This window comes from Streptomyces sp. NPDC058877 (assembly GCF_042742855.1).
Classification (GTDB): Bacteria; Actinomycetota; Actinomycetes; order Streptomycetales; family Streptomycetaceae; genus Streptomyces.
In genome coordinates this window covers 1-8903 of record NZ_JBHYMF010000252.1, presented here as the reverse complement: position 1 = coordinate 8903, position 8903 = coordinate 1, and the positions used below count along the sequence as shown (strand labels likewise).

Genomic DNA, 8903 nt, shown 5'->3' with positions numbered 1-8903 from the left:
GGGATGGCCCCTCCTGCCTCTCACCGATCCCTGGTACGGACGCGGCAGCGGGTGCGGAGCGGGAGTTGGAGAAGGCATTCAATGCGCTGGTGGAGCACGGGCTATTCGTCCCACTCGCCCTCTGGTTCGGGTTCCCGGACGAACCAGAGATCAAGGGTGTACTGCTCGACCGTGGGGCGCTGTCTCCATGCTGCTCCGATCTGTCCCGCGTCCCATTGCTCTTCGGCAGCGCGCTGGAGGCACGTGTTGTAGTAGGCAGCCGTGGCTTCTCGCCCACTCCATGTCGCATGGCCGTCGTAGACGCCGGGGCGGGGCAAGACCATCTCGCCCGCCGGCCCGAAGGAGAGCTGGTTGACCACGAGCAGGCCCGTCTCTGATTCCAGAGAGACCGGGACCGTGCCCTCGGCTTCTTCCGGGAGCTTCTGGGTGGTGTCCCACACCCGGATGACGACCTGTACCGCGATGTCGGGCTGACTGGTTTGCAGGTAGAGGTGATAGCCGTCTCCGGCGACCACCTGGGTCCTTGACCGGTAGTACGCCTCGTCGCTGCCGAGGTAGGCATCCGGGTCGTACACCTCCACGAGCCCACGGTCCGGCCGGACGCTGATGCCGTACTCGGCGATGAGAGACACGAGGGCTCCGTCACTGATCAAGGAGTATTTTCCACAGAGACGCGTCTCCACCAAGGACGCGGTCCACGGTGAGCATGCCGCAAACGCCGTGGCCTCCTCTACCTCCTGCTCCCCGCACACGCGGGGATGGCCCCGGCGGCGTGCCTTCTCCAAGGGCGGCAGGCTGCTCCTCGCGCACATGGGGATGGCCCCACCAGCAACCGGTACTTTCTGCACGGCCCCTGCTGCTCTTCGCGGCCTCGGCTCGGTACGCCGAGTACCTGCCCTACGCCGAGGCCCTGATGTCCGGCGGTCTTGCCGGGATGGGCCGCAACGACCAGGCGGACGCGCCCGGGCCAGCCACGGCTCGGAACGGCTGGATCGCCCGGAGCCTGCCGTTCGCGACGGGCCGGACAGGAGGCGAGCACCGGGTACGGGGAGCGGGATGCCGGCGCCGTCCACGTCATGGCAGGCGGCGAGAGGGGCACGCCGTCCGCCCCAACGGAGCAGTCCCCGAGCGGCCCTGTGGGTGAGGAGGAAGTGACGGCCTGCGTGCCGGATCGTTTCAGCAGTCATGGAGACGAAACGCTCTTGCCTCGCTCGAAGCACCGCTCCCGCACGGCGCGCGCCCAGCCGTGCTGGTGATGGCCGTGCCCCGTCGCGGGGAGGGCGGCTTCTGTGATGGAGTTGACGCACTACTGGTGCAGTGCCTGCCGCTCGCCGCTGTACGTCACAAGTACTGCCGCACGCGGTTCGGAACGGGACTGGGAGGTCGACTACCAGTACCCCGCCCGCTGTGCCAACGCGCGTGTTCTGCCGCTCGCGGGAACAGCCCTCCGGCCCAAGGAACTGCCCGGTGCCGTAGGCGTGCTGCGGGCCTTCGGCAGCTGAACACCCCCGCGTTGCCGTCAGCGGCTCGACCTGTCGTCCGGCCGCCGGTTCCAGGGCTCGGGGCCCCTCCACCTGTCCCGCCGGGCCTGCCCGCACCGCCGGGCCGCCTGCCGGCGGTGCGGGGATGCGGTGAGCGTCGGGACGGACAGGGGTGCCGGCCGGGTTCAGCCGGTCCAGGGTTGCATGGTGTGGTCGTCGGCGAGGCGGTCGGAGCCGATGTGGCGGTCGGCGGCGACGGCGGTGCTGCCGATCATGGCGTGCCACATGAGGTCGGTGGCGCAGAAGCTTTCGAGGGTCCAGCACCAGATGGCTTCGACGTAGTCGGCGCGGTTGAGTTCCATGGCGGCTTGGGCGAGGGCGATGCGGAGGTGTTCCTCGGCGTTGTGGACTTCTTCGGCGGTGGGGACACGGCCTTGGGCCCGTTGTGCGAGGGGCCAGCAGTGGCCGTGGTAGAGCAGGTCGGCGACGGCGGGGTGTGTGGCCACGGCGTCCCAGGTCCGCTGGGTGAGGGTGACCTGGTGGCCGAGGAGGGTTCCGGGCACGAGGTCGTGCCTGGTGGTCTGGTCGCCGAGGTCGCCGCGGAGGACTGCCTGGTGCCAGGAGGCGGTGGTGGTGGTCGGGCCGATGCCGGGGTCGTCGCTGACCAGTGCGCAGGCGATGGCCCGGTGGCGGGTGTCGGCGAGCTGCCAGGCGTAGGTGGAGGCGATGGCGATGCCGCCCATGGTGTCGGCGCGGAGGGTGCCGGTGCGGTTGAGGACGGTGGCGATCTTGCGATAGGCGAGGATCAGGTCCTCGCGCCCGGTCTGGCCGCGGGTGAGGGTGAGGATGCTGTTGCACATGTCGCCGGAGGACCAGTCGTAGCCGAGGTCGATGACGTCGTTGATGGCGCGGGCGACACCGGCACCCATCAGGTCGTCGGCACAGCCGCCGGCGCCGGCGGCGAGCTGGACGGCTCCGGCGTCGACGACGAGGTAGGACGACCACAGGCGGAGGTCGTCCCAGACGACGCCGCCGCGGCGCACCATGGTCTGGTTTCGGCGGGCTTCTTGTTCTCGGCGCTGTTTGACGAAGACGGCGCCGTAACTGAAGGTGCAGCCGGTCGCGAAGGCGCCGATGTAGGTGTCGGGTGCGGCGACGGCGCGGCGGGCGTAGGCGTGGACCTGGCGCCACCAGCCGAGGCTGGGTGAGTTCTCGGCCAGGAAGTTGTAGTCGTAGTAGAACTGGGTGTCCAGGAACATGGTCGACCAGGCGAGGGAGCCGCGGCCGTAGACGCCGGCGTCGACGGCGAGGACGCCCAGGCCCACGGTGGGCCGCTGGTAGATGCCGTGGAAACCGTAGGCGGTGCAGGTGTCGGTCCAGGCCGCGTCCGCGTGGTCCTCCCAGCCGGGGCCCTTGTGGAGGTAGCCGGGCGGGTGGGGGCGGCCGGTGTGGCGCAGGTCGGCGTCGACGAAGTGGATCCGGCTGGTTCCCAGGGTGTCGGCGGCCATGCTCGCGGGCCCCTTGCCGGTGGCCCAGTCGACCATCGCGTCGTACATCGCACACGACACCCACGCGGTCCAGTTGCCCATGAGCGCGGTCACGGTGCGGCAGCCGGGGGGTTCGGTGCGTGCGGCGAGCGCCGCGGTGGTGTGGTGCAGCGCCTGGGCGCACCGTCCGCCCGCCGCATCGGTGAGGACCTCGCGGATCAGGTCCCTGGGTGTGTCGTGGGCCAGGGCGGGCCCGCAGGAGTCGGGGGTGAGGACGCGTGCGCCGGCCAGGGCCGCGAAGCCGGGGTCGAAGCCGAGGTACCAGGGGGCGCCGTCGCAGTCGCCGTGGCAGCCCTCGGCGATGCTGTTGAACAGGGTGCCGCCCGTGGGCGCGGGGACGGTGTACTCGCGGCCGGGCACGAGCGCTTCCGCGATGCCGTAGCAGGACATGCGGTAGTGCTCGTCGTCGGGGACGGCGATCTCGTAGGCGACGGCGGGCGGGGCGGGGGCCGGGGGCAGGGGCACCAGCTGGGTGGCGAGTCCCTTGTCCGTGGTTGCGGGGTCCTCCAGCGGGACCTGGCGCGGCTGCTGGGTTGCCGTGGTGTCGTCCATGGCCGTTCCTCCACCCTGGTCAGGGGTCTCACTCGTGCGGGAGCGGACCACCCGCCAGCACACCGTGCGGTGCCGGAAGGCGGCACGGCGCGAGCCCGGGCGCAGCGGCGCACGGCCCGGAGCACGACCCGAGAGCTGCGAGGTCCGGCCAGGGTCGACGCTCTGACGCCGGGGTGGCCGCCGCTGCGAGCCCAGATGTTTCCGCAGGTCAGCGCGATGTGTGTGGGGACTTGACGGGGCGTGATGCGCTGGCGCCTTCGGGCCGGGGCGTGCGGGGTGGTCATGGAGGCACTCGTGGGCGCTCAAGGGGTCCTTGTACGCGCCGTGGTGCGCTGTGTACATGTCATGCGCGCCGAGAGCTTCCGGCGGCAGCTCACCGCCTGTTTGTCGTCGTCCGCGCGGCGGGCACCCTCCGTCGCGGGACACTCCCCGGGCCCGCGCCGCTGAATCAAGGGGGTCGGCCATGGCCGTGCCGCGAGCCGGCACCTCAGGACCGCACACCGCATCCGATGTTGCGCCGGCGTCCACCGGCGAACAGTGCCGGGAACGTTTCCCCCTGCTGAGTACGCACGGCGACCCGAAGGCGCTGCGCTGTCTGTCCCACCGGGAGATGGAACGTCTCGCCGGGGAGATCCGCGCGTTCCTGGTGGAGGCGGTCTGCGCGACGGGAGGTCATCTGGGGCCGAATCTGGGCGTCGTGGAGCTCACGCTCGCCCTGCACCGGGTGTTCGACTCGCCACGCGACAGCCTGCTGTTCGACACCGGACACCAGTCGTACGTGCACAAGCTGCTCACCGAGCGCGGCCCCGGCTTCGCGTCACTGCGGCAGGCTGACGGGTTGTCGGGCTATCCGTCCCGCGGTGAGTCCGTGCACGACCTGGTGGAGAACTCCCACGCCTCCACCGCGCTGTCCTACGCGGACGGGCTGGCCAGGTCGTACGCGCTCACGGGCTGTCAGGACCGGCGGGTGGTGGCGGTCGTCGGTGACGGCGCGCTGACCGGCGGAATGGCGTGGGAGGCGCTGAACAACATTGGCGGTGCGCCGGATCGTCCGGTGGTTGTGGTCCTGAACGACAACGGCCGTTCCTACGGCCCCACCGCTGGCGCCCTGGCCACCCATCTGGCGGCGCTCCGCCAACACCGTGCCGATGGGAATATGTTCATCGACCTCGGCTTCGCCTACCTCGGCCCGTTCGACGGGCACGACACGGCCGCTCTGGAGGGCGCACTACGCCGGGCCCGGGACCTTCGGCGGCCCGTGGTGGTGCACGCGGTCACGGTCAAGGGCAAGGGCTACCGTCCGGCCGAGCAGGACGAGGCGGACCGCCTGCACGCGGTCGGCGCCATCGATCCCGCCACCGGCCGGCCCGACAGTGCCGCGGCGCCGTCGTGGACCGACGCGTTCGAGCAGGCGCTGGCCGATCTCGCGGCCGAGCGCGAGGACCTGGTCGCCGTCACCGCGGCGATGCTGCGTCCGACCGGCCTGTGGACCATGGCCCGACGCCATCCGGACCGGGTGTTCGACGTCGGGATCGCCGAGCAGCACGCGGTGACCGCGGCAGCGGGGCTGGCCATGGGCGGCCTGCGCCCGGTGGTCGCCCTCTACGCGACCTTCGCCAACCGGGCGTTCGACCAGATCCTGCTGGACGTCGCCCTGCACCGACTGCCGGTCACCTTCGTCCTGGACCGGGCCGGCATCACCGGAGCGGACGGCCCCAGCCACCACGGCATGTGGGACCTGGGCGTCATGGGCACGGTCCCGGGCCTGCGGATCGCCGCCCCGCGCGACACCGCCCAGCTGGCCGCCCTGCTGCGCGAGGCCGTCGCCGTGGGCGACGGGCCCACGATGCTCCGCATCCCCAAAGCCTCCGCCGGGGACCCGATCGAGGCCGTGGCGCGGGTGGACGGCCTGGACATCCTGCAGCACAGCCCGCGCCGCCCCCGGGACATCCTGCTCGTTCCGGCCGGCCCGCTCGCCGTGCAGGCACTCCAGGCCGCCGCCCTGCTGCAAGCGGAGGGACTGGGCGTGACGGTCGCCGATCCCGGCTGGGTCCTTCCCGTCCACGCCGCGCTGCCCGCGCTGGCCGCCCGCCACCGCGTCACCGTCAGCATCGAGGACAACATCCGCACCAGCGGCTTCGGCACCGCCCTCGCCCACGCCTGCCGGGAAGCGAACGTCGCCACACCCGTGACCGGCCTCGGCCTGCCCCACGCCTTCATCCCCCACGGCCCCCGCAACACCCTGCTCGCCCGGGCCGGCCTGGACGCCCACGCCATAGCCCGCGCCGCCAAGCACGCCTTCGCCGCCGCCTCCACCACCTCCCGGCACCCCGTCCTCCCCTCCGACGCAGAAGGACCCCGATGACCCCCCACATCCCTCACCCGCCCGACCCGCCACCCCCCGTGGTGCGTCGCCCGTCGCGCCAACTACTCGTCGGCAACGTCCTGGTGGGAGGCGGCGCGCCGGTCAGCGTCCAGACCATGACCACCACCGTGACGGCTGACGTGGACGCCACCCTCCAGCAGATCGCCGAGGTCACCGCCGCCGGCTGCGACATCGTCCGCGTCGCGGTGCCCACCGCGGACGACGCCGCCGCCCTGCCCGCGATCACCGCCCGCTCACCCATCCCCGTGATCGCCGACATCCACTTCCAGCCCCGCTACGTCTTCCAGGCCATCGACGCCGGCTGCGCCGCGGTGCGGGTCAACCCCGGAAACATCAGGAAGTTCGACGACCGCGTCCAAGAGATCGCAGCCGCGGCACGGGACGCCGGGACACCCCTGCGGATCGGGGTGAACGCCGGCTCCCTCGACCCGCGCCTCCTCGCCAAGCACGGCACCGCCACCGCCGAGGCACTGGTGGAGTCCGCACTGTGGGAGGCGTCGCTGTTCGAGGAACACGGCTTCCACGACATCAAGATCGCGGTCAAACACCACGACCCCCTGACCGTGGTGGCCGCCAACCGCATACTGGCCGACCGCTGCGACTACCCCCTCCACCTCGGCGTCACCGAAGCCGGCCCCGCCCTCCAGGGCTCCGTCAAATCCGCCGTCGCCTTCGCCCTACTGCTCGCCGAAGGCATCGGCGACACCATCCGCGTCTCCCTGTCCGCACCCCCGGTGGAGCAGGTCAAGGCCGGCTGCCACATCCTGGCCAGCCTCGGACTGCGGCCCCGCAAACTGGAGATCGTCTCCTGCCCCGGCTGCGGCCGCCTCCAAGTCGACATCCACCAGCTGGCGGCCCGCGTCGAAGCCGCCCTCGACGGCTTCCCGCACCCCCTGCGCATCGCCGTCATGGGCTGCGTCGTCAACGGACCCGGCGAAGCCCGCGAAGCCGACCTCGGCGTCTCCGCCGGCAACGGCAAAGGACAGATCTTCGTCAAGGGCCAGGTCATCGCCACCGTCCCCGAAGCCCGCATCGTCGACCGACTCGTCGAAGAAGCCCTCCGCCTCGCCGAACAGGGCCCGACATCCACCAGACGGGGACAGCCGTGACCTCCGCCCCGATCACACCGCAACTCGACCTCCCCGCCTTCCGACGGGCCGTCGACGCCCACCTGGAACACTTCCTCGACCACAAGACCCGTGCGGCAGCCGACCACGCCATGCCTCCGGAGATCCTCCGCACCCTGCGCGACTTCCTCCTGCGCGGCGGCAAACGCCTGCGCCCCCTGCTGTGCGCGTGCGGCTGGCACGCCGCGGGCGGCGGCGACGAGACCGACATGCTCGTCGGAGCGGCGGCAGCACTGGAGATGTTCCACGCCTTCGCCCTCATCCACGACGACGTCATGGACCGCTCCGCCACCCGCCGCGGCCACCCCACCGTCCACCACGCCATCACCACCGCCCACCACGAGCACCGCGGCGCCGCCACCGCCGAACAACTCGGCGCCAGCGCGGCGATCCTCATCGGCGACCTCGCCCTGATCTGGTCCGACGAACTCCTCGCCACACACCTGCCCCCCATACGGCTGGCCGCGGTGCGGCCCTTCCTCGACGCGATGCGCACCGAAGTGATGTACGGCCAGTACCTCGACCTGCTCACCACCGGACGCCCCACCAGCGACATCGACACCCCCCTCCGCGTCATCCGCTACAAGACCGCCAAGTACACCGTCGAACGCCCCCTGCACATCGGCGCCGCCCTGGCCGGAGCCGACCCGGCGATCCTGGACGCCTGCACCGCCTTCGCCCTCCCGCTCGGCGAGGCGTTCCAGCTCCGCGACGACCTCCTGGGCGTCTTCGGCGCCCCCGAGCAGACCGGAAAGCCCGTCCTGGACGACCTCCGCGACGGCAAACACACCGTACTGACCGCCCTCGCCCTCACCCGAGCCACTCCCGAGCAGAAGACCACCCTGCTCTCCCTGCTCGGCACACCCGACCTCGACGAGAACGGCGCGGCACGCATCCGCACCGTCCTCGACGCCACCGGCGCCCACACCGAGACCGAGAACATGATCCGCACCCGCTACCACCAAGCCCTCGCCGCACTCGACCACGCCCCCTTCCCCGGCCACGTGACAGCCACCCTCCGCCAGATCGCCCACACCGCCACCCACAGAACCACGTGACCGCAGTCCACCCGCCACACGGCCGGGACGACGGGCGGGGCCAGAGGCTGCTCTCCGCGCACGCGGGGATGGTCCCGATGGGGGCGCTCACCCCAGGACTGATCTTGAAGGCCCCTGCACCCAGGCCGGCTGGGCTGTGGCCGGAAGGACAATGCCACCCGCCTATCGCGGTGTCGGACTCTGCTGACAGGGTTGCCGCATGGACGACCTCATCGGCACCCAGGCCCCGCCCCGCCGGATTCAAGACCCTGTCGAGGCGCTGACGGCATTCGAGCAGGCCTCGTCGGAGCTGACCGTGTTCCGGCGCCCAGAGCCTGCGAAGGTCGATTGGGCGGCTGTCGAAAGCGGTCTGGGCACGGCTCTCCCGCCGGACTTCAAGCTGCTCACCGAGCTCTATCCCTACCTCGTCGTGGGGGACACGCTCTTCCTCACCTCCCCGCAGCCCGGCGATGAGCAGGCATGGGTCGAAGGCACACTCGAAGACCTGGAGATCGTCGAAGAGTGGTGCGAATACGCGGAGCTCGATCCGCCGGTGCAGGCTTTCCCAGCACTTGGCGGCCTTCTCCGCTGCGGGACGACAGACTGGGGCGACTACCTCCTGTGGTCAACAAACGGGGATGCCGCCGCCTGGACGATCACCGTGGCCACCCGCGGAGGCAGGGCTCCGGCAAAGTCGTCTGGCAGCCCTGTGACGTGGGGTTTTGCCGCTGAGTGAGGTGCGCGGGCGTGTTCCGGTCCGGTTGGATGGAGGT

7 protein-coding genes are annotated in these 8903 nt (G+C 71.4%); 5 read left to right on the top strand and 2 right to left on the bottom strand.

Annotated elements, in window-relative coordinates:
* Positions 1-101 precede the first annotated feature (101 nt).
* The gene (locus ACFW2Y_RS32785) at positions 102-632 is read right to left on the bottom strand and encodes a hypothetical protein (RefSeq protein ID WP_384886437.1); all 531 of its coding nucleotides are present in this window, start codon (positions 630-632) and stop codon (positions 102-104) included.
* Positions 633-1292: 660 nt separating this feature from the next.
* Between ACFW2Y_RS32785 and ACFW2Y_RS32780 the strand changes: the two genes are divergently transcribed.
* A complete protein-coding gene (locus tag ACFW2Y_RS32780) occupies positions 1293-1502 on the top strand; it encodes a hypothetical protein (protein WP_384886434.1) in 210 nt (69 codons plus the stop codon).
* Between the two features lie 164 nt (positions 1503-1666).
* Here ACFW2Y_RS32780 and ACFW2Y_RS32775 read toward each other — a convergent pair whose 3' ends face one another.
* Positions 1667-3580, bottom strand: coding sequence for a hypothetical protein (locus ACFW2Y_RS32775; protein WP_384886431.1), 1914 nt, complete (start codon positions 3578-3580; stop codon positions 1667-1669).
* Positions 3581-4043: 463 nt separating this feature from the next.
* Between ACFW2Y_RS32775 and ACFW2Y_RS32770 the strand changes: the two genes are divergently transcribed.
* The 4 genes from ACFW2Y_RS32770 (at position 4044) to ACFW2Y_RS32755 (ending at position 8866) form a co-directional block, all read left to right on the top strand.
* On the top strand, positions 4044-5945 hold the full coding sequence (locus ACFW2Y_RS32770; RefSeq protein ID WP_384886429.1) for a 1-deoxy-D-xylulose-5-phosphate synthase: 1902 nt from the start codon (positions 4044-4046) through the stop codon (positions 5943-5945).
* Positions 5942-7075 (top strand): flavodoxin-dependent (E)-4-hydroxy-3-methylbut-2-enyl-diphosphate synthase, encoded by a 1134-nt coding sequence (gene ispG, locus ACFW2Y_RS32765; RefSeq protein WP_384886426.1) that lies wholly within the window; start codon positions 5942-5944, stop codon positions 7073-7075. Before ACFW2Y_RS32770 ends, ispG begins: the two co-directional genes overlap by 4 nt.
* On the top strand, positions 7072-8151 hold the full coding sequence (locus tag ACFW2Y_RS32760) for a polyprenyl synthetase family protein (protein ID WP_384886423.1): 1080 nt from the start codon (positions 7072-7074) through the stop codon (positions 8149-8151). Before ispG ends, ACFW2Y_RS32760 begins: the two co-directional genes overlap by 4 nt.
* A gap of 199 nt (positions 8152-8350) precedes the next feature.
* Positions 8351-8866 (top strand): SMI1/KNR4 family protein, encoded by a 516-nt coding sequence (locus ACFW2Y_RS32755; protein ID WP_384886421.1) that lies wholly within the window; start codon positions 8351-8353, stop codon positions 8864-8866.
* Positions 8867-8903: the final 37 nt, after the last annotated feature.